Below are 24,420 nucleotides of genomic sequence, written 5' to 3'. Positions count from 1 at the left end.
GCGTATCCACGAGAGGCACCGCCGTGTCACCAGCTTTCGATGAGACCCCCGAACTCGACGCACCCGAACCCGAGGCACCCGCCACCGACGAGTTCCCCGCGGTGACCCCGCCCCGTGGGCGTCGGTCGGTGGGGGTGGGAGTCCTTCGGGCGGTGTCCGGGCTGACCGTCCTCGCGGTGGTGGTGGCGGCAACCTGGTACGCCGACGCGGGCCGGACCCAGGTCGCGGTGACCGTGCCGGTGGCCGCCGACCGCGCCGCTGCCGCGGTCGCCCCGGTGACACCCGGACCGGCCGGTCCCGCCGTCGCGCAGCCGAAACCGACCGCTCCCGAAGCCTCCGCTCCCGAAGCCTCCGCCCCCGCAGCCCCCGCTGCCGACGCCCCGGCCGCCGCGGTCGCCATCAGTCCGGGTGCGGGCGTCACACTGCCCGGCACCCCGGCGGCACCCGGCGCCTCGCCGGCGACGCCGATCACCCCGGGCGCAACCGGGTCGTCGCCCGGCGGGTCGGTCGCCATCAACGGCAACGGAACCGGCGGCGCCGCAGCGGGATTCGCCACCGCACCGATCGCCGAGCAGCCGGCGTGCCCCGGCATCCCGAAGCCGGACAGGTCCGGGGGCCTGTCGTCGATCGTCGAACTGGCGCCGATGTTCGGGTCGTTCTCGTCGGAGGTCTTCGCCCTCGGTCCCGCCATGCAACCGGCGCTGCAGTTGTTCGGGCCGGTGCTCGCCGAGCTCGAACCGGTGATCCACCAGAACCTGCCCTGGATCACCCCGATCCTGAATCGCATCTCCGACGCCACTGCGGTGATCCTCAAGGCGATCCTGCCGTTCTACGGCCCGTACCGCGAACAGTTCATCTCCGCCGAGGGTCAGTTCGCCGCGTCACTGACGCCGGTGCTGACGAAGATCTACCAGAGCCCGGCCGCCGCATGCCTGGTCGCGCTGGAGGGACAGATCATCCGCAACGCGAAGGGCAAGCCCATCCACACCCCGTCACTGTCGCGTCCCGGGCAGGTCAACGTCCTCCGACCGCGCGCGTAGACGGGACCGGCGACACCGACCTCTACTGTGGTGCGCGTGAGAGTTGTTCCCGCGAATCGGCGGATGGTGACCCTGGGGGTCACCCTGGCGTTGCTCATCGTGTTGGTGATGGTCGGCGCGTTCGTGCGCGTTCCCTACGTGAGCCTCGGGCCGGGTCCGACGGTGAACACCCTCGGGACGATCGAGGACAAACAGGTCGTGATGATCAGCGGTGCGCCGGTCCGCCCGACCGACGGTCACCTGAACCTGACGACGGTGTCGGTGACCGACGGACTGACGCTGTTCCAGGCGATGGGGATGTGGCTGTCGGGTCGCGACGCCCTGCAGCCGCGTGAGCAGGTCTACCCGCCGGACAAGAGCACCGAAGAGGTCCGCAAGGACGACGTCGCGCAGTTCTCCGGCTCCGAGGACTCCGCCACCGTCGCTGCCCTGAAGTACCTCAAGCGTCCGGTGGCCCTGGAGGTCACGGTGGATCCGAAGGGACCGGCCGCCGGCGTGCTGCGCGACGGGGACCGCGTCGTCACCGTCAACGGTGCCGCGGTGTCCACCGCGGAGCAGCTGCGCTCCGCGGTCTCCGGCCTGCGCCCGGGCACACGGGTCGTCCTCGGTGTCCCGGACGCCGCGACGGTCGACGCACGCACGGTGACCCTGGGCGCGCGTCCGGACGCGAAGGACAAGGGCTATCTGGGTGTGACACCCGCCGAGGTCAACGCCGACCCGTCGCTGAAGATCGGCTTCAACGTCGGCGACATCGGCGGACCGTCGGCCGGCCTGATGCTGACGCTCGGGATCATCGACAAACTCGGCGACCAGAACCTGACCGGGGGACGGTTCATCGCCGGCACCGGCACGATCGACGACAACGGCGAGGTCGGCGAGATCGGCGGGATCACCCACAAGACCCGCGCGGCGCGCGAGGCCGGCGCCACCGAGTTCCTGGTCCCCGCGGGCAACTGCGCGGAGGCACGCTCGGATGTCCCGGACGGTCTGACGCTGCTGAAGGTCGGCACCCTGAACGACGCCATGTCGGCGCTCTCGGCGGTCCGGTCCGGTGGGGACGCACCCCGATGCTGAGCCCCACCGCGACGGACGGCTCAGAAGTCGTCGGGGTCGTTGACCAGGGTCGTGGCCAGCGCGGCCAGCAGGTTGGGCGCCAACTCGGGATGGGCCAGCAGTTCGATCGGTCCGTCGTCGTCGGAGCCGGCCGGCGGCTGAAGCTGCAGCAGACTCAGCGACTGACCGTCGCGCAGCACCGCGGCCACCAGTCGGCCGGTGGTCGACTCGGGATGCTCCTCGGCGGCCTGCCGTGCGGCCGAGTCGGCGGCGTCGGGATCGGCGAGCAGCGGCACGAGCGCCTCGTCGAGGTCGGTCTCCGCCTCGGGCGGCAGCACGATGATCTCCTGGACCAGCGCACACCCGGCCACCGACGCCGGCCAGCTGGTGGTGCCCAGGACGTACTCGAGTTCGGTGAGTCCACTGTCGACGGACACCGGCAGCGGGTCCTGCTCGATGAGGGTGAGCTCGGTGCCCTCGAGGGCGTCGGCGAGATCGGGTTGGGTCTGGGCCACCACAGAGGTCGGTACGAGCGCGAAAAGGGTGGCAGGCTGACCCCAACCGTTCGCGTCGACGAACTCGACGACCTCGCGGACGGCGATGCCGAGGGCATCGGATGACAAGGGTGGGAATTGCGGGTCGGTCACGGACCCCATCCTTGCATTCCGGTGTGCGCGGTCGTCGTATGGATTCTCGTCAGTAAAGTGTTGTTAAAAGACCGCGTGGTCTCGCGTCGGTCGACAAATGGGAGCGTGAGAAGTGGGAGTACGGGGTCCGGCAGGAATGCCGACACTGTCGCGACGAAGCAAGGTCCTGATCGGTGTCGCGGTCGCGGTCCTGATCATCCTGTTGGTGGGTCCCAGATTCGTGGGGCTCTACACCGACCTGCTCTTCTTCGACGACATCGACTACAGCACGGTGTTCTCGACGATCATCTGGACGCGGGTGATCCTGTTCTTCGTCGTGGGTCTGATCGCGGCAGGCATCGTCTTCGCCGGCTTGGCGCTGGCGTACCGCTCGCGGCCGGTGTTCGTCCCGACGACCGGGCCGGGCGACCCCATCGCGCGCTACCGGACCGTGGTGATGAGTCGCATCCGGTGGTTCTCCATCGTCCCCGCGCTGATCATCGGTCTGCTCTCGGGCCTCGTGGCGCAGGGGTCATGGGCCACGGTCCAGACCTTCCTGCACAGCGAGAGCTTCGGGCAGCGTGACCCGCAGTTCGGTTACGACATCAGCTTCTTCGCGTTCGATCTGCCGTTCTTCCGCTTCGTCCTGAACTTCCTGTTCGTCCTGCTGGTGATCACGTTCATCGTCAGCCTGTTGACGCACTACATCTTCGGTGGGATCCAGCTGGCCGGCCGCAACGGCACGCTCACCAAGGCCGCACGGATCCAGCTGGCCGTCATCGCCGGACTGTTCCTGCTGCTCAAGGGCGTCGCCTACTGGTTCGACCGGTACACGCTGCTCTCGAGCACCCGTAAGCAGGAGATCTTCACCGGTGCCGGCTACACCGACATCAACGCGGTCCTGCCGTCCAAGCTGATCCTGCTGGCCATCGCGGTGATCTGCGCCGCGGCGTTCTTCGCCGGCATCGTGCTGCGCGACCTTCGCGTCCCGGCCCTGGCCACCGCGCTGATGTTGTTGTCGGCGTTGGTCATCGGCGTCGGCTGGCCGCTGGTGATGGAGCAGTTCTCGGTCAAGCCCAACGCGGCGAGCAAGGAGGCCCCGTTCATCCAGCGGAACATCGATGCGACGCGGGCGGCCTATCAGATCGGCGACGACAAGGTCACCTACCAGGACAACTGGACCGGGGGTCAGGTCAACCAGCAGAACGTCGACAACGACTCGGCGACGATCTCCAACATCCGTCTGCTCGACCCCAACATCGTCTCGCCCGCGTTCACCCAGCTGCAGCAGCAGCAGAACTTCTACGGGTTCCCGACGCAGCTGGCGATCGACCGGTACCGCGTGGACAACCAGCTGCGCGACTACATCGTCTCGGTCCGTGAGCTCGACCCGAGCCGGTTCGCGGCCAACCAGCAGAACTGGATCAACAAGCACACGGTCTACACGCACGGCAACGGATTCGTCGCTGCGCCTGCCAACCGTGTGAACGAGCCGGCCTCGTCCGGCACCGACGTCAACAGCGGCGGACAGCCCGATTTCGACGTCAGCGACATCAACAGCATCGCCGACCCGAACTACCAGGCGAACGCGCCGATCAAGGTCAAGCAGCCCCGTATCTACTTCGGTGAGCTGATCTCGAAGGTCAACCCGGACTACGCGATCGTCGGGTCGGACAACGGCCAGCGCAACGAGTACGACACGGCCACCAGCCAGTACACCTACACCGGCGGCGCCGGTGTGTCGCTGGGCAACATCTTCAACCGGCTCGCGTATTCGATCAAGTACACCGAGCGCAACATCCTGCTGTCGGGTGCGATCAACAAGAACTCGAAGATCATCTACAACCGTGATCCCCGAGATCGTGTGAAGAAGGCCGCGCCCTGGCTGACCGTCGACTCCAAGACCTACCCGGCCGTCATGGCGGACGGGTCGATCCAGTGGATCGTCGACGGCTACACCACCCTCGACGACTACCCGTACGCGCAGAAGACGTCGCTGCAGGACGCGACCACCGACGCGCAGGAGCTGAACCAGGGCCAGACCGGTCGGACGCAGATCAACAAGCAGATCGCGTACGTCCGCAACTCGGTCAAGGCGACCGTCGACGCGTACACCGGCAAGGTCACCCTCTACCAGTTCGACGACAAGGACCCGGTCCTCAAGACCTGGATGAAGGTGTTCCCCGGGACGGTGAAGCCGCGCTCGGAGTTCGACAAGAACACCAGCCTCAAGGAGCACGTCCGCTACCCCGAGGACCTGTTCAAGATCCAGCGCTCGTTGCTGGCGAAGTACCACGTCGACAACCCGAGCACGTTCTTCCAGGGCAACTCGTTCTGGTCGATCCCGGCCGACCCGACGGACTCGAACGCACTGGATCGGGGTCTCGATCAGCCCCCGTACTACTTCGTCGCTTCCGACCCGCGCCGGCAGAACCAGGCGAGCTTCCAGCTCACCAGCGTCATGAACACCCTGAACCGGGACTTCCTGGCGTCGTACCTCACGGTGTCGTCGGATCCGTCCACCTACGGGCAGATGACGATTCGCGAGGTCCCGAGCAACCCGACACGTGAGGGCCCGCGACTGGCGTTCTCGGCGATGTCGACCTTCGGTCAGGTCAACGCCGACCTGAAGAACCTCGAGAACACGGCGTCCACCCGGTTCGGCAACCTGCTCACCCTCCCGGTGGGACAGAACGGTCTGCTGAACGTGGTGCCGCTGTACGCGCAGGCGAAGAATTCCGACGCGACCTTCCCGCGTCTGTTCCGAGTCGTCGTGCGGTACCGCAGCTCGGACGCGGACCCGCCGAGCATCGGCTACGCGCCGACCATCGCCGAGGCCCTGCAGCAGGCGGGCATCAGCCCGGCCGCCGCGGCGGCACCGGACAGTGTCCCGAGCGGGCAGGCGCCCACGACGGGCAACGGTGGCCAGGAGCAGCAGCCGACGAACGGTCAGACGCAGACGGGACAGGTGCCCACGACCACGGCACCGAGCACGCCGTCGACGACCCCGGCCCCGGGCGGCTCGGCGAGCAGCGCAGACCGTGATGCCGCAGTCACGGAACTGAACTCGGCGATCGATGCGCTGCAGCAGGCGCAGAGTTCGGGCAACTTCAGTGCCTACGGTCAGGCTCTGGACCGACTGAAGGCGGCGACCGACAAGTACGAGGCGTTGCCGAAGTAGGACCGCGAGGAACACGAGATCGCCCGGCCGGGAACACATCCCGGCCGGGTGTTCTCGTCTCCGGGGCCGAGGCGGCGACGCTGTTCACCGGTGTCGTTGCTGGTCAGCGATCGATTTGCCTACATCGAGGCCCTCTGTGTAACGTTGTGTTCACCCGACGCGGGGTGGAGCAGCTCGGTAGCTCGCTGGGCTCATAACCCAGAGGTCGCAGGTTCAAATCCTGTCCCCGCTACTAGGTTAAGAAAATCCCGATTCGCACTCCGGTGCGGATCGGGATTTTTTGTGCGACGTGGTCCTGGCCCCGAGTGTGCCGGACGTCTGAGCCCGGACCTGCGCTCAGCGCACCTCTTCGACGGTGACGTCTACGCGTCCACCGGTGATGTCGTGGGTGGCCCGCTGCACCTGCTCGGCGACGCCGCGCGTCGAAGCCGTCGCCGCGACGCGGACGTGGACCGAGGTGGTCGGTCCGTCGGTCGCGATCCCCGTGACGCCCGGATCGATGGGGTCCGACGGTGATTCGGGGTCGTCGCCGAGTGCGGTCACGCCGGGCACGGCCAGCACCGCGTCGGCGATCCGGTCGATGGGGTCGGTCATGGGGGAGCCTCTCGCTCGCGTCGGGGGAGTTCTCGCGGATGGCGCCCGCATCGTCCGACATGTCTGTTGTCGGTTCGAGATCCACGCAACGTACGTCAATGGCCTGTGATGAAATCCACAACGATCGCCACCCCTCCGTGACAACGAGCATTGCAAAGGTCTTATTGTAAGAGTGCCTCTTCCACGTGACGGCTTCTTGAGCGGAGCCGTCGAATGGGTGAGGTCTACAGATGCGTACAGAGAGCCAGGCTCTCGCCGATCTCGGCGACCTGCCCTTGATCGATCTGGCGTCGGGTGGGGACCTCGAGGCTTTCGATGTTCTCGTCGCCCGGTTCGGGCCTCGTCTGCACGGCTACGCGCGTCGGATGTTGTCCGACGAATGCGCCGTGCAGGAAGTGGTCCAGGACTCGTTCGTCGCGGCGTGGCGCGGCCTGGGTACGTTCCGCAGGGACAGTTCGGTGCAGACGTGGTTGTTCGCCATCTGCTCTCGCAAGATCACCGACGCCTATCGGAAGCGCGCACCGCTACCGATCGGCGACGACATCGACGACCACACGGCGGTCTCGACGTTGGGCCTGCCGTACCCGTCGGTCTCCGGCGGGGCCTTCGTCGACGCCCTCGAGGCCAGCCTGGCCACGCTCCCACCGCGCCAGCGCGCGGCCTGGCTGCTGCGAGAGGTGGAGGGGATGGCGTACCAGGAGATCGGTGAGGTGCTCACGCTCGGCGCGGGCGCCGCCCGCGGTCACTACACGCGCGCTCGCGGCGCGCTGCGCGAATCCATGAGGAGTTGGCAGTGACCGAGTGTGACCGAGAGGAGTCGGCAGTGACCGAACAGCCGTCGGTGCCCCCGAAGAGCGAGATCATCGCAGCCCTGCAGTCGCGATCGGAGACGGGCTGGGAGGCCGTGAGCGAGACGGTCCGCGAGCAGGTGCGCGCCGCGTCACGGCCGGGTCGGCTGCTGCGCATCACCGGGTCGTCGTCACCCGTGCCCGGTGACCTGACCGTGCGCGAGCAGGCGATGCGCGCCCTGCTGACCCGAGCCCTGCGTGCCGACGCCGCCTACGAGACCTCACGGGTGGGCCTCGACATCGACCGACGCGAGCTCACCGGCGTGCAGATCGACCTGCGCGGGACCATCGACGCGGAGCTGCGCGTGGTGGTGCACCGTGTCCGGCGGGTGGTGCTCTCCGTCGTCCGTGACGTGCTGGGCGAGGCGCAGGTCGACCTGCTGACCCACACCGTCGACGTCGACCTGAGCCGTACCGTGACGACGGACCCCGACCGAGGAGCGAGATGACCAGCACCACCTTCTCCGGCGACGATCCCGCATCCGACCCCCGGACGAGTGAGTCGCTGCTCGCCGCCACCCCGGACGGCGCCACCGACCACGCGGTCGAGGTGGCCGGCGCCGTCGCCGAATCCGACGCCAGCCCGGCGGCGTTGGCGACCATGCTGATCGCGCTCGGGGGCAGCATCACCGACGAGGACGATCTCGTCGTACTGCTGCAACGGGTGGTCGATGTCGCGCACGAGGCGATCGACGGGGCCGAGTGCGCGAGCATCACCATCGCGCTGGGCGGTCGGACCTACACCGCCGTGCACACCGACACCCGGACCCTTCGCGTCGATCAGGGGCAGTACGACGCCGACGACGGCCCCTGCCTGCACGCCGCCCGGACCGGCGAGACCGTGCTGGTCGACGTCGACGCCGGCGTGCAGCTCTGGCCGGACTTCGCGCGGGCGGCCGCGGAGGAGAACATCCACTCGTTCCTCGCCGCCGCGCTGGCCGCACCGGATCAGCCGTTGGGCGCGCTCAACCTCTACGGCCGCGAGCCGGCGGCGTTCGACGCCCTCGACGCCGACATCATCGAGCTGCTGACCACGACGGTGTCGCGGGCGATCAGTGACTTCGCCCGGTTCAAGTCCGCCCTCGAGGTCGCGGACGCCCTGCGAGCGGCTCTGAACAACCGCGCACCGATCGAGCAGGCCAAGGGGATCATCATGGGGCGCCACGGGGTGGACGCCGAGCAGGCTTTCGGGGTCCTGCGTGCGCAGTCGCAGAACACGAACCGCCGCGTGCGTGACATCGCCGCCGAGATCATCGCCGGGACGGCCCAGGAATCGGACTGATCGTGCCGCTCCGCGGCGGTGTGTGATGCAGCTCACCTAAGGGTGGGCGTGCACATCCCGGCCGTCCGCCCGACTACTCCCTCGAACACACGACCGCACACAAGGAGAAACACATGAGCTTCGTCGACAAGGCCAAGAACGCTGCAGAAGACGCGATCGGCAAGGCCAAAGAGGTCGTCGGTGACGTGACCGACAACAAGGACCTCGAGGCCGAGGGCAAGGGCGACCAGGGCAAGGCCGGCGTCAAGAAGGTCGGCGAGAGCATCAAGGACACCTTCAAGTAACACCTGCGTGAGCCGGTTGGGCGCACCTCGCGCCCAACCGCTCCGTTTCCTTCTCGACGGTGGCCAGTCCCGTCTCGCAGTCGCCGATCGTTCGCGACACCCATCACACCGCACGACCACAGCCGACGCATCCGCGCCCGGCCGATCAGTCGTGCGCCGACCAACACAGGGGATCAGAAGACATGAGTGGACAGCGCAGTCTCGCCAGCAGGCTCTATGCAGGGCTGGGACGAGTCACCTGGGGCGTGCTCAAGCGCAAGCTCGACGAGCGGCGACAGGGCCGCGAGCGCTCCCGATGAGTGAGCCCACCCTGGTCCGCGCGAGCATCGCCGAGGGAGTGGGCACCGCCGTGCTCGTCATCGGTGGCGTGGGCACCGCGGTGCTCGCCGGCGACACCGTCGGCACCGTGGGGATCGCACTCGCGTTCGGGCTGACGCTGCTCGCGCTCGTCTTCACGATCGGGCCGATCTCCGGCTGCCACGTCAACCCGGCGGTCACGCTGGGTGTGCTGGTGTCGCGCCGCATCGAGGCGCGACGAGCCATCGCGTACGTGGTCGCGCAGATACTCGGCGCGATCATCGGCGCGGCACTGGTCCTGGTGATCGCATCAGGACGTCCGGGGTACTCCGTCGACACCGACGGGTTGGGCACCAACGGTTTCGGATCGGCGTCGACGGGCGGCTACGGACTCGTGCCGGTCGCGATCGTCGAGATGGTGGCCACCGCCATCCTGGTCTTCGTCGTGCTCGCGGTGACCGCACGCTCGGCGCCGACGTCAACTGCCGTCGGTGTGCCCATCGGACTCACCCTGACCGTGCTCCACCTGATCGCCATCGGCATCGATTCCACGTCGGTCAACCCGGCGCGGTCGATCGGCCCGGCGCTGTTCGCCGGCGATCTCGCGCTGTCCCAAGTCTGGGCCTTCATCGTCTTCCCTCTGCTCGGCGCGCTCGTCGCGGCAGGTCTCCACCGAGTCGTTTTCGACGAATCTCGTTGACCGACACCACCCATCACCGACAGGAATCACAATGAACACCTCAACCCCCACCCGCCGTTCCGGCTCCTTCCTCTCGAAGATCACCCTGGTGATCGGCCTGGTGCTCATCATCGCGCTGGTCGTCTTCGTCCTGCAGAACACCAAGCACACGACGATCGAGTTCATCAGCTTCGACTTCGATCTCGGGGTCGGCGTCGCGCTGCTCGGAGCCGCTGTGGTCGGCGCCGTCATCGCCCTGATCGTGAGCGCGGCCATCCGTGTCCGGCGAGCGGTGAAATGATCACCACGACCACCCAGACCGCTCCACCCACGGAGGACTGAGTCATGGCGAAGCCGCTCGGTGACGCTGAACTCGTCGGCATCCTCTACCGGGCAACAGGTCTCATCGGGCCGGTGCTCGACGCCCTGGAACACGACGACCCGTTCACTGGCAACGAGCGTCTGCGCTCGGACGACGACGGCGACGGCGATGACTCCGTCGGGGCCGGCGACGATCCGTCGTTCTCCGACAAGGCGATCGCGGCGGCAGCCGACTCGTTGTCGTGGGTGACCAACAAAGCGTCGGCGCCCGGATCCGAGAAGTGGCAGCGCCTTTCCGTCGACGAACAGTCGGACTGGTGGGTCTCGCGGGTCGGCGCGCTGACGTCGGTGCTGGTCGCGTACCCGGGGGTCTTCGGCGCCGCCTCGGATCGTCTGCCGATCCAGGACGTCCTCGGGTTCACGCAACAGGCGTTCGTGCTGTGCGCGATCGCGCGGGTGCACGGCGTGTCCGAGCGTTCGCGCCAGACCGATCTGCTCGCATCGGTGCTGTGCGGACGGACGGTGGACACCGCGGCCATTCGCGCGACAGCGTCGGAGAAGGCAGCCGCAGACCTGGCGGACTCGCCGACCCCGTCGCCACGATCGTGGTCGGCGCGGGATGTGGTGTCGCGGGTGTGGACCACCGCGAAACTCCTACGTGCCGTGGTCGGCGAGGCCAAACGGCGGCCGGCACCGGGACGGCTGTCGAAGATGTTGAGTGCGGTACCGATCGTGGGTGCAGCCGCTGACTACGTGGGGGAGCGCTCGGCGCTCAAGCGCGCCGCCAAGGCGGCCACCACCTGGCTCGCGAAGGGGCCCGTTCAGGTCTGAGGCGGGCGGGGGACCTCGGTCTCCCACCGGGTGCGACGTTCGTCGTCGGTCTGCTCCCACCACGGCGTACCGCGCTCGCCGAGCGCGACCTTCGCGTCCTGCACCCCGGCGCGGGACTCGGGGGCACCCTGTGTTCGTTTCACGTCGCGACGCCAGGCCATCAGGATCGACCGGAGTTCGGTGTTGCGGTCGTCGGGGATGAGCGGATCGGTCGCACGCCAACGACGGCCGCCCACGATGATGTGGCGGCCGTCGTCGGTGCGCTCGGGTTCACCCGGCACGCGTCAACTCTCGACGCGTCGAGCGAGATCGGTGATCGTTGATCAGCGCTTCACGAGCTTGACGATGTAGAGCAGGATGACCGAGCCGATGAGGGCGGTGAGGAAGGTGAAGAACCATCCGCCGCTGGCCGTGTCGAACGCGAAGCTGAGCAGGAATCCGCCCAGGAACGCGCCGATCACGCCGACGATGACGTTGAGGACGATTCCCATCTGCTTGTCGGTACCCATGAACTTGCTGGCCAACCAGCCGGCGAGGCCGCCGATGATGATGTAGCCGATGATTCCCACCGACGTCGTCGTGGTGGAACGCTCGGCCAGGATCTCCACTGCGGTAGCGGTATTGATGATGTTCTCCTCCGGTTCGGGTGATGCGGTACGCCCCTCAACCTACGGGGCGCGGTGCCCCTCTGACCGCGGATTTGCTCTCCGGACTCGCCGCGGGCAAGGATCGTGGGTGGGTGTCGGGTCGAGTAGGTGCCGAGGTGCCTTTGTGATCGGCCCGCGCGATGCGTGGGCGGACGCAGCCCGAGTTGCCGACGGAGCGATGCCGTCACCGTCAAGGAGTCGTCCAAATGCGTGATTTCGTCTGCCGCACATGCGGTCAGCAGCTTTCTTTCGAGAACACGTTGTGTCTCAAGTGTTCGAGCCATCTCGGTTTTCATCTCCCGACGCGGACGATCTACTCGTTCGACGCCTCCGAGGAGCCCGAAATCGAAGGCACCGCACTGATTCGGTGTGCGAACAACAAAGTTGCAGCCTGCAACTGGATGGTGGCCAAGGGGCCCGACAACGACGCGTTGTGCGAGTCGTGCCGCCTGACCCGCACCCGGCCCGGCGACGACGACGCCGACGCCCTGGAGAAGTTCGCCGAGGCCGAGGCGGCCAAGCGACGGGTGATCCTCGAACTCACCGAACTCGAGTTGCCGATCGTGGGCCGCGTCGAGGACCCCGACAACGGGTTGGGTTTCGATCTGCTCTCCAGCGAGCAGCGCAACGTCATCACCGGCCACGCCAACGGGTTGATCACGCTCGACCTCGCCGAGGGCGACGACGTGCACCGTGAACAGCTGCGGGTGTCGATGGACGAGCCGTACCGCACCCTGATCGGGCACTTCCGTCACGAGATCGGCCACTACTTCCAGACCGTGTTGGTGGGGACGGGCGATCATCGGCCGCGTTTCGAGGAACTGTTCGGTAACCCGGACGACGACTACCAGGCGGCCCTGGACCGGCACTACAACGACGGCCCGCCATCCGACTGGCATTCCGACTACGTCTCGTCGTACGCGACGATGCACCCCGCGGAGGACTGGGCCGAGACCTTCGCCCATTACCTCCACATCCGCGACACCCTCGACACCGCGGCGGCGTTCGCGATGGCCCCCGCCGGCGCGACACTCGACAGCGCGCTGCCCGGCGAGGTGGGGTTCGAGCGGATAATCGAGCTGTGGTTGCCGCTGTCGTGGTCGTTGAACCAGATCAACCGGTCGATGGGTCACCAGGATCTGTACCCGTTCGTGCTGCCTGCGAGGGTGTTGGAGAAGATGGCCTTCGTGCACTCGGTGGTGGAACCAACGACTGTGTGATCGTGGAGGTGACGTGGTGTCGACGGAAGGTGCTCCGATGAGCGACGAGTCTCTGGACAGGAACATTCATCGCGGGATAGCCGAGCTCGCTCGGCGGCTGCACTCGGCGAAGGACCGATCGCTCGACGACGTCCTGCGGGACGTGGTCGAGGGTGCGGTGGCGAACGTGCCGGGTGCCGAGTCCGCCAGCATCTCGGTGACCACCGGTCGCGCGGAGCTCAAGACCCAGATCGCCACCGACGAACTGGCCGTTCGACACAACCAGATCCAGGTCATCCACGGCGAGGGTCCCTGCCTGGCCGCCGCGTGGGACGAGCCGATCGTGCGCGTGGACGATCTGAGCACCGAGACCCGATGGCCCGCCTACACCCCCGATGCGCTCGCGTCGATCCCGTTCCGATCGATCCTGTCCTTCCGGCTGTACACCGCGGCCGAGACGCTCGGATCGCTGACGCTCTACTCGCGTGCCAAGGGCAACTTCGCCGAGGACATCGAGGAGATCGGCGCGATCTTCGCCGCCCACGCCGCGAACGCCTGGATCGCGAGCGAGCGCAACATCCAGTTCAACAGTGCGTTGGCCAGCCGCGACATCATCGGCCAGGCCAAGGGCATGATCATGGAGCGGTTCAGCATCGACGCAGTGCAGGCGTTCGAGTTGCTGCGTCGGCTGTCGCAGGACAGCAACGTCAAGCTGGTCGAACTGGCCACGCAGCTCGTCGAGACCGATCACCCGTCCGCATCGGAGTGATCCCGGGCGGGCGCCGGCATCCGACTCACGTCGGCTGCAGGCGACGTCGCAGGCCCAGTGACTCGAACCCGACGACATAGATCAGGGTCCACAGGACCATCCAGTCGATGAACCCCAGCGCGTTGCCCGCGATCCCCGGGCCCGCGGCGGGCTCGTGCAGGATGTGTTCGGCGGCGAAGCGGTAGTAGAAGACGAACGTCGCCACTGCGAGGGCCAGGGTGATCAGGAACCGGATGACCAGGTTCGCGGGCGTGCCGAGACTCGTCGGTCGGTTGCCGAACGCGTTGGCCCAGAGGATCATCCAGAACGCCCAGCAGACCCCGAGTTGCGCGGGGTACTGGTGGATGACGTCGCCGAGGGCATCGGCGGTCAGTGAACCGAACAGCGCTGTGATGGCGGGGATCGCCACGAGGTAGAAGATCGCACCGAGGACGATGTTCCCGACGGTCGAGGCGAGGGCGACCCGCGCGGGACTGCCCGCCAGTCGCCACGGCCAGTTGTCGAGCGTCTGGCCGGTGAGGATGACCGCGACGATGAACGAGTAGAAGAGGCCGAGAACGGTGTCCACCGACATCAACGGGTCGACGCCGCTGCTCAGCGACACCGAGGGCAGTCCGAACACGACGTAGATGAGCATGGTCGGACCGGCGACCGCGGCGATCTCGGCCATCCCGACGGCGGGCTGGCGCAGGCCCAGCTGCGGCCAGGGCCAGTGGCCCCAGTTGAGCACCACCATCACGAACGTGCTGAAGCCGAACAGGACGAACAACGCGCCGGTGAACCATCCGAGCCCGCCGTCGCGCCCGACCGCGAAGTCGGGGTCGATGTGTCCGAGCCCTTCTCCGAGGACCCAGGTGACGGCGACCGAGAACACCGCGGTGGACCCGGCGATCGCCAGGCCCCGCCACGGCTGTCGCAACCGATCGAACCCGGCGAACTCCGCGTTGAACCCGATGAACACCACGAACAGGATCGCCCAGAACAGCGCCGCGTTGAACGGGAGTGGGTAGAAGCTCCACGGACTGAGATCGGGGTCGGCCAACAGGTACCAACTCCCCACCGACAGCACGATCACCACCACCAGGTTGGCCAGGCCGAACGCGACCCAGCGGCCGCCGGCCTCGGGTGGTTCGGCGGCCGGCTGCGGACGTGCGTCCTGCTGTGTCGTGGACAAGGTGAGCTCCTTCGATGAATGGATTCGCGCTCACTATGAGCTGGATCACAACCATCCGGCAGAGTTGCAGAGGGTTGCAGTCGATCTCGTCGAACGATCACGTCGGGCCGCTCGACACATGCAACGGTCTGCAACTCTGTCGGCATGTGCTCTGGCTCACATACGTTCCGTACACCGTGGCGACGACGCCACCGAACAAGGAGCGATCGATGCGAGCTGCCGTCTATTACGGTCCGAACAAACTCGAGGTCACCGACGTCGACGAGCCGCAGGTCGGTCCCGGGGAGGTGAAGATCGAGGTGGGTTTCAACGGCATCTGCGGCACCGACCTCCACGAGTACTACGCGGGTCCGATCTTCATCCCCACCGAACCGCACGCGCTGACCGGTCAACAACTCCCGTTGGTCATGGGCCACGAATTCGCAGGCACCGTCACCGAGGTGGGCTCCGGCGTGAGCGGGTGGGCGCCCGGCGATCGGGTGGCCGTCGAACCGCTCTACCGATGCGACGAGTGTCATTCGTGTCGGGCGGGCAACTACAACATCTGCTCCACCATCGGTTTCCACGGCCTGATGTCCGACGGCGCGATGGCCCAGTACACCGTTGTGCCCCAACGGATGCTGCATCGACTCCCGGACAACGTCTCGCTCGAGCTCGGGGCTCTGGTGGAACCGATGTCGGTGGCGTATCACGCTGCCGCACTGGGTGATGTCCATCCCGGTGACACCGCCCTGGTCTTCGGGGCGGGCCCGATCGGGATCGGTCTGTGGTTCGCCCTCACGGGCATGGGCCTCGACCACGTCCACGTCGTCGAGCCGTCGGCGACCCGCCGCGCGGCCATCGAGGCGCTGGGCGCGAAGACCCTGGATCCGACCGCGATCGACGTACCCGAGTTCGTTGCCGACACCACCGCGGGCCGCGGCGCCGACGCGGCGTACGACGCCGCGGGGGTCGAGGCGTCGGTGCAGACCGCACTGGGTTGTGTGGGCGCGCGCAAACCGCTGGTGAGTGTCGCGATCTACGAGAAGCCCCTGACGACACCGCTTCTGAACCTGGTGATGAACGAGTCCCGGATCCAGGGCTCGCTCTGTTACACCTCCGCCGACTACGAGGCGGTCATCGGTCTGATGGAGCAGGGGCGCTACGACACCACCGGGTGGGTCAGCACCATCGCACTCGACGACGTCCTCGACGAGGGTTTCGAGGCGTTGCACGCGGGCACCAAGATGAAGGTCCTGATCGATCCGTCGTTGGCGGCGACACGATGAGCATCGACGGAAAGGTCGCGCTGGTCACCGGCGCCGGTCAGGGCATCGGGCGCGGTATAGCACTCCGATTGGCCCGTGACGGTGCCGATCTCGCGCTGGTCGACGTCAAACCGGACGGGATCGATGCGGTCGCCGAGGAGGTGCGCGGCCTGGGTCGGCGAGCGCTGACCGTCGTCGCGGACGTCTCCGACCGGGAGCAGGTGTTCTCGGCCGTCGACGAGGCGGCGTCGTCACTCGACGGGTTCGACATCATCGTGAACAACGCGGGTATCGCTCAGGTGGCGCCCCTCGACGACGTGACGCCCGAACAGCTCTCCGCCATCTGGTCGGTCAACGTCGACGGTGTCCTGTGGGGGATCCAGGCCGCTGCCGCGAAGTTCCGGTCGCTGGGACACGGCGGGAAGATCATCAACGCCTCGTCGATCGCCGGACACGACGGCTTCGCGATGCTCGGCGTCTACAGCGCCACGAAGTTCGCGGTGCGGGCACTGACCCAGGCGGCGGCGAAAGAGTATGCCGCGGAGAAGATAACGGTGAACGCCTACTGCCCGGGGGTGGTCGGGACGGACATGTGGGTGACCATCGACCAGCGGTTCGCGGACCTGACCGGCGCCGAGGTCGGATCCACCTACGAGAAGTTCGTCGAGGGGATCGCGTTGGGCCGCGCCGAGACACCCGACGACGTGGCCTCGTTCGTGTCGTTTCTGGCCGGGCCGGACTCGGATTACATGACCGGACAGGCGGTGCTCATCGACGGTGGGTTGGTCTACCGCTAGATCAGCGGGTGGCCCGGATCGAGATGCTGTCGGCGCCGACCTCGCGTCCGCGTTCGGCCGTCACGCTCACGCGGATCGCATCGCCACTGTCACCGTCGACGAACCGCAACGGCGGCCTCCCGTCCTGTAGGTGGGCGTCGCCCCACTGCACGAGCGAGAGCACGACCGGCAGGAGGTCCTCGCCGGCCGCGGTGAGGTGGTACTCGTCGCGTGTGCGCGCACCCGCTTCCCGGTAGGGCGTGCGGGTGACCACATTCGCCGACTCCAGCTGTCGCAGGGCGCGGGAGACCGCGGGCGCCGAGACGCCGATGCGGTCGACGAAGTCCTCGAAACGGGAGGTGCCGTAGAAGCATTCCCGTACGACGAGGAACACGGTCTTGGTGCTGAGCAGATCGAGCGCCTTGGCCGCCGAACACTGATCGGCGCGCCATCGATCGCGGTCGGCCAGTCGTGTCTCGAACTCCATGGGCATGACCCCACTATAACTAACGCTTGCGTTAGTCAGGGGAAGATGCCTAGACTCCTGGCTAACGACAACATTAGTCAGAGGGAGTGGGTCATGACATCGATCGACGGCGCGGTGGTTCTGGTGACGGGGGGTCGGCGCGGTCTGGGTGCGGCGCTGGTCGACGAGGTGCTGGCGCGCGGGGCGCGGGCAGTCCACTCCACCGCCCGCTCAGCGTTCGACGACCCGCGGCCGGCCGTCACGACTTCGGTACTCGAGGTCGGCTCGCAGGATTCGGTCGACGCGCTGGCGGCAATCGCGGGTGACGTGGACATCGTCATCAACAACGCGGGGGTGTTGTTGCCCGCGCCCCTGCTGACCGGTGATCTCACCGATGTCGTGAACACGTTCGAGGTCAATGCCTTCGGGCCGCTGCGGGTCGTCCGAGCGTTCGCCCCGATCCTGGCCGCGAACGGCGGCGGCGCCGTCGTCAACGTCCACTCGGTGCTCTCGTGGCTCGGCGGAAGCGGGGCCTACGGTGCATCGAAGGCGGCGTTGTGGTCGATCACCAACTCGCTGCGGACCGAACTCGCGGAGCAGAACACCCATGTCCTCGGCGTGCACGCCGGCTTCATCGACACCGAGATGGTGTCCGACATCGGGTTGCCGAAGACGTCGCCCGCGGTGATCGCGGCTCGCATCCTCGACGGGCTCGAGGCGGGGGAGGTCGAGGTACTGGCCGACGACACCACCGTCGCGGTCAAGGCCATGCTCGCCGGACCGGTCGAGAACCTCACGTTCACCTCAGCGCACTGACCCGTCGCCCGACCAGGAGAAAATCGATGCCACTCTGGACGATCCACCATTCGCCGGGCGTCTTCTCCGACGACGACAAGGCCTCGCTCGCCGGCGAGATCACCGACCGGTACGAGAAGGTCGGACTGCCGAGGTTCTACGTGGTCGTCGTCTTCCGTGAGGTGACCGCCGACAACTTCTTCGTCGGCGGTGTCTCGGCGCCGTTGAGCGCGCGGGTCGAGATCGCCCACATCGCGCGGCATCTGCCCGATTCGGCGAGTCGGCGCCGCACGGCGCGGTGGGTCGGGGACGTGTTGGCCCCCTACCTCGACCGTCACGATGGTCTGCACTGGGAGTTCCACATCGACGAGACCAGCGAGGAACTCTGGATGATCAACGGCCTGGTTCCGCCGCCGGCCCGCTCGGACGCGGAGAAGGAGTGGGCGCGGACCAACACTCCCGCGCCCTACTGAGACGCAGATCAACTCGGCTCTGCCGAGCCGATCAGCGTCTTGTCACATAAAATCCGACAATAATGATCACCAAAGAAGATGCGATCGGCGCGGAAGCCCGCCTGTCCTGGATACTCGCCGCGGTTGCCGGGATGATCGGCGCCGCAGCCTTCCTCGATTCGGAGGGCTACTTCGTCACCTTCATGACCGGTAACACCGAACGTGCTGTGCTGCAGGGGTTCGACACAACCCGATCCCGTGGGGTGATCGGCCCGTCCGCGCTCAATGCCGCAATCCTGATCGTGGCGTTCATCTCCGGGGTGGCCATCGCGATGTACATGCGACGCCGCTTCTGGAAGAACCATCCCCACGGGGCGACGGTGCTCACCACGATCGGACTGTTCACCGCGGGGACGACCGACTTCGTCCTCAACGGGTTCGACGGCAACGACGTCACCTATGTGCCGATCGTCATCGTGGCGTTCTCCGTCGGCGCGCTCAACGCGGCGTTCGTCAAGAACGGCGAGGTGTCCATCCCGTTGAGTTACGTCACCGGCACCCTGGTCAAGCTCGGGCAGGGCATCGAACGGCATGCCCGCGGCGGCGGCACGATGTACGACTGGCTCGGCTACACGTTGCTCTATGCGGGTTTCATCGCGGGCGCCGCGTTCGGCGGCATCGTCGGCACGATCATCGACGACGGGTACGTCCTGTACGGCGCCGGTGTGTTGTGCGCCGCGGCCACCGCGGTCACCTTCTTCCACACCGATCGGAAGACGATTCTCGGTTGACCCTCGGTACGCGGGAGTGACCGTCGAGGGCGTCGCTACAGTTCCGACCATGGGATTGCGATACGACGTGGCGGGTGCGGGTCCGACGTTGGTGCTGGTGCACGGGGTCGTGCATCGACGCCAGGCCTGGGATCCGGTGCTCGACCTGCTCACCCCGTACCGGAAGGTGGTCACCGTCGACCTTCCCGGACACGGTGAGTCCGACGATCTCGACGTCTTCGGCGCTCAGCGCCTGGAGCAGTTCACCGACCGGCTCGCCGAGCTCATCGGTGAACTCGAGGCATCCGACGGACCCGTGCACGTCGCGGGCAACTCGCTGGGCGGCTACCTCTCGATGTGTCTGGCCGCGCGGGGCGAGGTGGCGTCGGCGACGGCGTTGTCGCCGGCCGGTTTCTGGAACGGTCCCGCCGCGCAGGCACGCAGCCTGACCAAGTTCGCCATCCTGCGGACCGCCGCCTCCAAACTCGGGAAGCGGGCGCCGGCCGCGTTCCGGAGCCGGTTCATCCGCTACCCGTCGTTGGCGCCGTTCTTCGCCCATCCCAGCCGGGTGTCGTACGAGGCCGCGGTCGTCGACCTGAACTCGCTGCTGACCAACACCACCCTGGCCGGCGGTGTCGACGAGCCGTTCCCGTTGCCCGCGTTGACGTCTCCGGCCGTGCCGGTGACCGTGGCCTGGGGTACGCGCGATCTCATCCTGCCGTACCGCAACCGTCACAATGTGCTCGAGCACTTCCCGCATGCGCGGCTGATCTCGGTACCCGGTGTCGGTCACGTACCCATGGGCGACAACCCCGAGCTGATCGCGTCGATCCTGTTGTCCGGCAGCGAGCTTCCCGCAGCCGTATGAGCGACGGGCCCACGGAGAAGATCGTCGTCACCGCGGACGGGCCGATCACCGTGTCGGTGGACGACGACGTCGTCCGCGCGAGGGGGATCCCGTACGCCACCGCCGATCGTTTCGGCCTCCCGCGGCCGGTGTCGCCGTGGACCGAGCCTCGCCCCGCGGTGAACCGTGGACCGGCGGCACCGCAGGACCCCTCGCGTCTCGACACCGTGGCCGGAGCGGTCGGGGCGGATCTCCGCCAGTCCGAGGACTGCCAGGTGGTGTCGGTGACCGCCGCGGCCGACGCGCGCGATCAGCCGGTCCTGGTGTGGTTCCACGGCGGCGCCTACGTCTCCGGTGCCGGTGAGGCCCCGCAGTACGACGCCGACGACCTTGCGCGGGAGGGGATCGTCGTCGTCAGCGTGACCTACCGGTTGGGTGTCCTGGGGTACCTCACACCACCCGGTGCCGACCACGACAACCTCGGGTTGCACGACCAGATCGCGGCGTTGCGGTGGGTGCGGGCGTCCATCGCGGCGTTCGGCGGCGATCCGGGTCGGGTCACGATCGCCGGCCACTCGGCGGGTGGTGACGCCGTGGTGTCGATGATGCTGTCGGCCGATGCGGACGGTCTCTACCAGCGCGCCATCGTGCAGAGTGCGCCGCTGGGGATGCGGATGGGTCGCGCCGAGATGGTCGGGGCTCTGCGCGCGCGACTGGGTGAGTTGCTCGGTGACCCGTCGACCGCGACCACCGACGAGATCCTCGCCGCGCAGCGCGAACTCGCCGTCCTGGCGACGTCGTACAAGTCCGTCGGTGCGCTGCCGTTCGGGACGCGGATGGGGATCGCGCCGCTGCCGTCGCAGGAGTCGGCCGTTGCCCGCCTCGCGGACGTCGCCCGGCGATGCGAATTGCTGGTCGGCCACACCGCTCAGGATGCGTCGCCCTACGTCCTCGGTGACCCGCGTGCCGAAGGTCTGACCCGCGCCGGGTTCCCCGGGCGGGCGCTGTACCGCCTCATCGTCCGACGGGTCACGCACGCGGTGTTCGGCCGGTCGGCGCAGGGTCTCGCCGCACAGTGGACCGACGCGGGCGGAGCCGCAGCGCAGTACGTGTTCGGCTGGGCGCCGCGGACCGGCCTGCTCGGGGCGTGTCACTCCATCGAGTTGCCGTTCCTGTTCAGCGGTTCGTGGTCGGACGCGATGATGCTCGGCGGCCAGGAGCCCGAACCCCAACTGGCGGCGCGCATGCGACGCACCTGGGCGGCGTTCGCACGCGACGGTGTCGCCGGGCTGGGCACTCGGTCACTGATCTTCTGACCCGGCGGGTCCGGGAGCGCTGCGTCCCGACGCGGGGAGTCAGCGGACGGCCGCGCGGGTACGCAATCTGCTCACGGCCGCGAGAACCAGCAGGGTCACGGCCAACAGGATGGTGGTGAGAGCGGCCGCGGACAACGCCTGACCGCGATCCGACAATCCGAAGATGCTGACCGGCAACGTCTTCCATGTCGGCGGATACACCATGATGGTGGCCCCCAGCTCGCCCATCGACAGTGCGATCGCGAGCCCGGCGGCGGCGCCGAGCGCGGGCAACAACAGCGGGAGTTCGACACGGAACAGGACTCGGGCCGGGCTCGCGCCCAGGGATTGAGCCGCCTGTCGTAGTGCGGGATCCAAACGTTCGGTCGCCGCCGAGACCGAGCTGAACGCGAAGGCCAGCACCAACACCATGTGCGCGACGATGACGATCCACTTGGTCCCGCCCAACAGCAGCGGGCGTGAGTTGAACGAGATCAGCAGTCCCAGGCCGATCGCCACCGACGGCACGGCGATGGGGATGTGGAACGCGGCGTCGGTCACGCGCCGCAGCCACGGCGGCGCCGAGCGGGCGGCCAGCGCGGCCCAGGTCCCGACGACCAGTGCCAGCGCGCCGGCGATGACCGCGGTCTGCAGACTCACCGACAGGCTGGCGAGGTCGTCGCCGGACAACGCATCACCGAAGCGGGCCACCCCCAGATCGGTCGGCAGCGGGCCGTTCCACGACCCGGCGAAGGCGGCGAGGACGACGGTGGCGATCGGCGCGACGAAGACGATCGTCACCACGATCCCGAACAGGGCCCATACCGCGGCGCGACTACGCCTGGTCCAGAACAGCATTGCCGTCGTCCTTCCGTGTCGACGTATCGCGGCCGGAGGTCATCCGTGCGAACGCCTTTCGATACAGCAGGTACAGGCCGATCGACAGTCCGACCTGGACGGTGGCGATCACCGCGGCCCCGGGGAGGTCGAAGGTGACGATGCCGCGGGTGTAGATCAGGACGGGGAGCGTGGTGACGTCCTTGGCGCCGGTGAACAGGACGATCCCGAATTCGTTGAGCGTCAGCAGCAACACCAGGCCGCCGCCGGCGATCAGTGCCGGCCACGCCTCGGGCATCACGACGGTGCGTAACACCCGCCACGGCGAGGCCCCGAGACTCGCCGCGACGTCGAGCTGTTCACGCGGGACCATCGCGAACGCGGCGAGCAGGGGTCGCACGACGAACGGGGTGAAGAAGGTGATCTCGGCGACGATCACACCGAGCTCGGTGGTCAGGAAGTTCACCGGACGGGACCCGGTGATCTCGAACAGCGCCGCGTTGACGATGCCTGCGCTGCCGTAGATGAACGTGAAGGCGAGCGTGATGAGGAACGACGGCAGCGCGAGGACGGTGTCGATCAGACGCCCCACGATCGTCGAGCCGGGGAACGGGACGAAAGCCAGGATCACCGCGATGAACGTGCCGAGCACCAGGCAGCCGAGGGTCGCACAGGCCGAGATCCGCGCGGTGGTGAGCAGCGACGTCCGGAACAGCTCGGACGACAACACCCCGGACCACGAACTCGACCCGCGCCCCGACGTGGAGTTCAGCAGTACCCGCACCAGCGGGTAGACCGCCACGACGGCGACGATCACCAGCGGCCCGATCGTCCACCACACGGCGGCGCTGCGCCGCACGGGTGGGTTGGGCACCGGGGTCGGCGCCCCGGGTGGGCGTTGGACGAGACCGGCGGTCATGACGCGCTGTTCGTCGACACGAGCACTCCGGAGCCGGGTGGGAACGTCACCCACACGACCGAGTCGATCGCGTGGTCGGACCGGCCCGGGAGATCGGCGTCGAGCAGCACGTCCGGGAGACCGTCGACGGCCAGGGTGACGCGCGTCGTCGCCCCCTGCCACACCGCAGCCGTGACCCGCGCGCGGATCGCGCCGCGTCCCGAGGTCGTGGCGACGGAGATCTCGTGGGGCCGGATGCAGACCATCGCCGGTGTGCCCGGGGACCAGCCCGGCGCCCCGACACGGGTGGCCGGCGCGGTGACGTCGAGCATGCGATCACCGACCGAGACCAGGGCGCTGGTCCCCGACACCCGCCCGATCGTGCAGGGAAGGAGGTTCGCGCCACCGAGGAAGGCAGCGGTGAACGCCGACGGAGGGCGGGTCCATAGCGTGTCGGCGGTGTCGACGTCGACCAGACGCGCGTCGCGCATCACCGCCACCCGGTCGGCCAGGGCGAGCGCCTCGGTCTGATCGTGGGTCACGTAGAGCATCGCCGTGTCGGGCAGGGCGGCCCGCAGCTCCTGCAACTCGGTGAGCATCGACTGCCGCAGGGCGGCGTCGAGAGCGGCCAGTGGTTCGTCGAGCAGCAGCACCCCGGGACGGATCGCCAGCGCGCGGGCGATGGCGACGCGCTGCTGCTGCCCGCCGGAGAGCTCCCGCGGCAGTCGGTCGGCGTACCCGGACATGCTGACCATCTCGAGTGCTTCGCGTACTCGATCGGAGATCTGACTGCGGGCAACACGATGCGCCCGCAGGCCGAACGCCACGTTGTCCCGTACGTGCAGATGCGGGAACAGGGCGTAGGACTGGACGACCACACCGATCCCGCGCTTCGCGGGCGGGAGGTCGGTGACGTCACGGTCGCCGAGACGTACGCGTCCCGAGGATGGCCGGACGAAGCCTGCCAGTGCCTTGAGGGCGGTCGACTTGCCCGAGCCGCTGGGGCCGAGCAGGGCAACCGTCTCGCCGGGCGCCACCCGGAGGCTGAAGTCCGACAGCGCCTCCTGCGCGGCGCGGCCACGGCCGTAGGTGACCGTGACACGGTCGAAGGTGATGGCCGGCCCGGTCGGTGCCGTCGGTGTCGGTGTCGGTGTCGACCGTGTCCCGCCGCGCAGACGTCGACGCGGGGACGATGTGTTGAGGTCCGACATG

At 67.9% G+C, this 24,420-nt stretch carries 28 protein-coding genes and 1 tRNA gene; 20 read left to right on the top strand and 9 right to left on the bottom strand.

The window, feature by feature from the left end:
• The first annotated feature begins 23 nt into the window (after nt 1-23).
• Together LX13_RS16500 and LX13_RS16495 are read left to right on the top strand one after the other, a co-directional pair.
• Entirely contained in the window at nt 24-1,040 is a 1,017-nt protein-coding gene (locus tag LX13_RS16500) for a hypothetical protein (RefSeq protein ID WP_253662379.1), read from the top strand.
• Nucleotides 1,041-1,103: 63 nt separating this feature from the next.
• Nucleotides 1,104-2,114 (top strand): YlbL family protein, encoded by a 1,011-nt coding sequence (locus tag LX13_RS16495; RefSeq protein ID WP_253662797.1) that lies wholly within the window; start codon nt 1,104-1,106, stop codon nt 2,112-2,114.
• Nucleotides 2,115-2,134: 20 nt separating this feature from the next.
• On the opposite strand, the gene LX13_RS16490 is transcribed toward LX13_RS16495, so the two are convergent.
• Nucleotides 2,135-2,749 carry a PPA1309 family protein gene (locus LX13_RS16490; protein WP_253662378.1) on the bottom strand — a complete coding sequence of 205 codons (615 nt, stop codon included), beginning with the start codon at nt 2,747-2,749 and terminating at the stop codon, nt 2,135-2,137.
• Nucleotides 2,750-2,852: 103 nt separating this feature from the next.
• On the opposite strand from LX13_RS16490, the gene LX13_RS16485 reads away from it, so the two are divergent.
• The gene (locus tag LX13_RS16485; RefSeq protein ID WP_308214756.1) at nt 2,853-5,900 is read left to right on the top strand and encodes a UPF0182 family protein; all 3,048 of its coding nucleotides are present in this window, start codon (nt 2,853-2,855) and stop codon (nt 5,898-5,900) included.
• Between the two features lie 158 nt (nt 5,901-6,058).
• Nucleotides 6,059-6,132 (top strand) — tRNA-Met (locus tag LX13_RS16480).
• 104 nt (nt 6,133-6,236) lie between these two features.
• Here the strand turns inward: LX13_RS16480 and LX13_RS16475 are convergent.
• Nucleotides 6,237-6,494 carry a hypothetical protein gene (locus LX13_RS16475; RefSeq protein ID WP_253662376.1) on the bottom strand — a complete coding sequence of 86 codons (258 nt, stop codon included), beginning with the start codon at nt 6,492-6,494 and terminating at the stop codon, nt 6,237-6,239.
• A 230-nt stretch (nt 6,495-6,724) separates the two neighbouring features.
• Here LX13_RS16475 and LX13_RS16470 point away from each other — a divergent pair, with 230 nt between their 5' ends.
• From LX13_RS16470 to LX13_RS16440, 7 genes are all read left to right on the top strand, one after another.
• Complete coding sequence (locus LX13_RS16470; protein WP_253662375.1) at nt 6,725-7,291, top strand: RNA polymerase sigma factor; 567 nt, start codon at nt 6,725-6,727, stop codon at nt 7,289-7,291.
• Nucleotides 7,292-7,317: 26 nt separating this feature from the next.
• Nucleotides 7,318-7,791, top strand: a complete 474-nt coding sequence (locus tag LX13_RS16465; protein ID WP_253662374.1) for a hypothetical protein — start codon at nt 7,318-7,320, stop codon at nt 7,789-7,791.
• Nucleotides 7,788-8,624, top strand: coding sequence for a GAF and ANTAR domain-containing protein (locus tag LX13_RS16460; protein ID WP_253662373.1), 837 nt, complete (start codon nt 7,788-7,790; stop codon nt 8,622-8,624). Before LX13_RS16465 ends, LX13_RS16460 begins: the two co-directional genes overlap by 4 nt.
• A 113-nt stretch (nt 8,625-8,737) precedes the next feature.
• The gene (locus LX13_RS16455) at nt 8,738-8,908 is read left to right on the top strand and encodes a CsbD family protein (protein WP_253662372.1); all 171 of its coding nucleotides are present in this window, start codon (nt 8,738-8,740) and stop codon (nt 8,906-8,908) included.
• 295 nt (nt 8,909-9,203) lie between these two features.
• A complete protein-coding gene (locus LX13_RS16450) occupies nt 9,204-9,905 on the top strand; it encodes an aquaporin (RefSeq protein WP_253662371.1) in 702 nt (233 codons plus the stop codon).
• Nucleotides 9,906-9,936: 31 nt separating this feature from the next.
• On the top strand, nt 9,937-10,185 hold the full coding sequence (locus tag LX13_RS16445; RefSeq protein WP_253662370.1) for a LapA family protein: 249 nt from the start codon (nt 9,937-9,939) through the stop codon (nt 10,183-10,185).
• A gap of 44 nt (nt 10,186-10,229) precedes the next feature.
• Complete coding sequence (locus LX13_RS16440; RefSeq protein ID WP_253662369.1) at nt 10,230-11,036, top strand: hypothetical protein; 807 nt, start codon at nt 10,230-10,232, stop codon at nt 11,034-11,036.
• Here the strand turns inward: LX13_RS16440 and LX13_RS16435 are convergent.
• Together LX13_RS16435 and LX13_RS16430 are read right to left on the bottom strand one after the other, a co-directional pair.
• A complete protein-coding gene (locus tag LX13_RS16435) occupies nt 11,027-11,317 on the bottom strand; it encodes a hypothetical protein (RefSeq protein WP_253662368.1) in 291 nt (96 codons plus the stop codon). The two genes, LX13_RS16440 and LX13_RS16435, sit on opposite strands and share 10 nt — an antisense overlap.
• Before the next feature lie 42 nt (nt 11,318-11,359).
• Entirely contained in the window at nt 11,360-11,662 is a 303-nt protein-coding gene (locus LX13_RS16430; RefSeq protein WP_253662796.1) for a GlsB/YeaQ/YmgE family stress response membrane protein, read from the bottom strand.
• Nucleotides 11,663-11,889: 227 nt separating this feature from the next.
• Here LX13_RS16430 and LX13_RS16425 point away from each other — a divergent pair, with 227 nt between their 5' ends.
• Together LX13_RS16425 and LX13_RS16420 are read left to right on the top strand one after the other, a co-directional pair.
• Complete coding sequence (locus LX13_RS16425) at nt 11,890-12,903, top strand: zinc-binding metallopeptidase family protein (protein WP_253662367.1); 1,014 nt, start codon at nt 11,890-11,892, stop codon at nt 12,901-12,903.
• A gap of 37 nt (nt 12,904-12,940) precedes the next feature.
• The gene (locus LX13_RS16420) at nt 12,941-13,651 is read left to right on the top strand and encodes a GAF and ANTAR domain-containing protein (RefSeq protein ID WP_253662366.1); all 711 of its coding nucleotides are present in this window, start codon (nt 12,941-12,943) and stop codon (nt 13,649-13,651) included.
• Nucleotides 13,652-13,676: 25 nt separating this feature from the next.
• On the opposite strand, the gene LX13_RS16415 is transcribed toward LX13_RS16420, so the two are convergent.
• The gene (locus LX13_RS16415; RefSeq protein WP_372499923.1) at nt 13,677-14,825 is read right to left on the bottom strand and encodes a hypothetical protein; all 1,149 of its coding nucleotides are present in this window, start codon (nt 14,823-14,825) and stop codon (nt 13,677-13,679) included.
• A 209-nt stretch (nt 14,826-15,034) separates the two neighbouring features.
• Between LX13_RS16415 and LX13_RS16410 the strand changes: the two genes are divergently transcribed.
• Both LX13_RS16410 and LX13_RS16405 read left to right on the top strand, forming a co-directional pair.
• Nucleotides 15,035-16,093 (top strand): 2,3-butanediol dehydrogenase, encoded by a 1,059-nt coding sequence (locus tag LX13_RS16410; protein ID WP_253662365.1) that lies wholly within the window; start codon nt 15,035-15,037, stop codon nt 16,091-16,093.
• Nucleotides 16,090-16,869 (top strand): acetoin reductase, encoded by a 780-nt coding sequence (locus tag LX13_RS16405; RefSeq protein ID WP_253662364.1) that lies wholly within the window; start codon nt 16,090-16,092, stop codon nt 16,867-16,869. The genes LX13_RS16410 and LX13_RS16405 overlap by 4 nt, the downstream gene beginning before the upstream one ends.
• A gap of 1 nt (nt 16,870) precedes the next feature.
• Here the strand turns inward: LX13_RS16405 and LX13_RS16400 are convergent, their stop codons facing one another.
• Nucleotides 16,871-17,335 (bottom strand): winged helix-turn-helix transcriptional regulator, encoded by a 465-nt coding sequence (locus LX13_RS16400; protein ID WP_253662794.1) that lies wholly within the window; start codon nt 17,333-17,335, stop codon nt 16,871-16,873.
• Between the two features lie 93 nt (nt 17,336-17,428).
• Between LX13_RS16400 and LX13_RS16395 the strand changes: the two genes are divergently transcribed.
• The 5 genes from LX13_RS16395 (at nt 17,429) to LX13_RS16375 (ending at nt 21,494) form a co-directional block, all read left to right on the top strand.
• Nucleotides 17,429-18,130, top strand: coding sequence for an SDR family oxidoreductase (locus LX13_RS16395; protein ID WP_253662363.1), 702 nt, complete (start codon nt 17,429-17,431; stop codon nt 18,128-18,130).
• Nucleotides 18,131-18,156: 26 nt separating this feature from the next.
• Entirely contained in the window at nt 18,157-18,582 is a 426-nt protein-coding gene (locus tag LX13_RS16390) for a tautomerase family protein (protein ID WP_253662362.1), read from the top strand.
• A gap of 62 nt (nt 18,583-18,644) precedes the next feature.
• Nucleotides 18,645-19,352: a YoaK family protein gene (locus tag LX13_RS16385; protein WP_253662361.1), complete on the top strand. Its 708-nt coding sequence runs from the start codon at nt 18,645-18,647 to the stop codon at nt 19,350-19,352.
• A gap of 49 nt (nt 19,353-19,401) precedes the next feature.
• A complete protein-coding gene (locus tag LX13_RS16380) occupies nt 19,402-20,199 on the top strand; it encodes an alpha/beta fold hydrolase (RefSeq protein ID WP_253662360.1) in 798 nt (265 codons plus the stop codon).
• On the top strand, nt 20,196-21,494 hold the full coding sequence (locus LX13_RS16375; protein ID WP_253662359.1) for a carboxylesterase family protein: 1,299 nt from the start codon (nt 20,196-20,198) through the stop codon (nt 21,492-21,494). The genes LX13_RS16380 and LX13_RS16375 overlap by 4 nt, the downstream gene beginning before the upstream one ends.
• 39 nt (nt 21,495-21,533) lie before the next feature.
• Here the strand turns inward: LX13_RS16375 and LX13_RS16370 are convergent, their stop codons facing one another.
• Genes LX13_RS16370 through LX13_RS16360 form a run of 3 tightly spaced genes read right to left on the bottom strand, consistent with a single transcriptional unit; the run spans nt 21,534 to nt 24,419 of the window.
• On the bottom strand, nt 21,534-22,331 hold the full coding sequence (locus LX13_RS16370; RefSeq protein WP_253662358.1) for an ABC transporter permease: 798 nt from the start codon (nt 22,329-22,331) through the stop codon (nt 21,534-21,536).
• Nucleotides 22,309-23,229: a 2-aminoethylphosphonate ABC transporter permease subunit gene (locus tag LX13_RS16365; RefSeq protein ID WP_253662357.1), complete on the bottom strand. Its 921-nt coding sequence runs from the start codon at nt 23,227-23,229 to the stop codon at nt 22,309-22,311. The genes LX13_RS16370 and LX13_RS16365 overlap by 23 nt, the downstream gene beginning before the upstream one ends.
• Entirely contained in the window at nt 23,226-24,419 is a 1,194-nt protein-coding gene (locus tag LX13_RS16360; RefSeq protein ID WP_253662356.1) for an ABC transporter ATP-binding protein, read from the bottom strand. The genes LX13_RS16365 and LX13_RS16360 overlap by 4 nt, the downstream gene beginning before the upstream one ends.
• Between the last annotated feature and the right edge of the window lies 1 nt (nt 24,420).

Source organism: Williamsia maris (assembly GCF_024171815.1).
GTDB lineage: Bacteria > Actinomycetota > Actinomycetes > Mycobacteriales > Mycobacteriaceae > Williamsia_A > Williamsia_A maris.
This window is presented reverse-complemented; position numbering and strand designations above follow the sequence as displayed.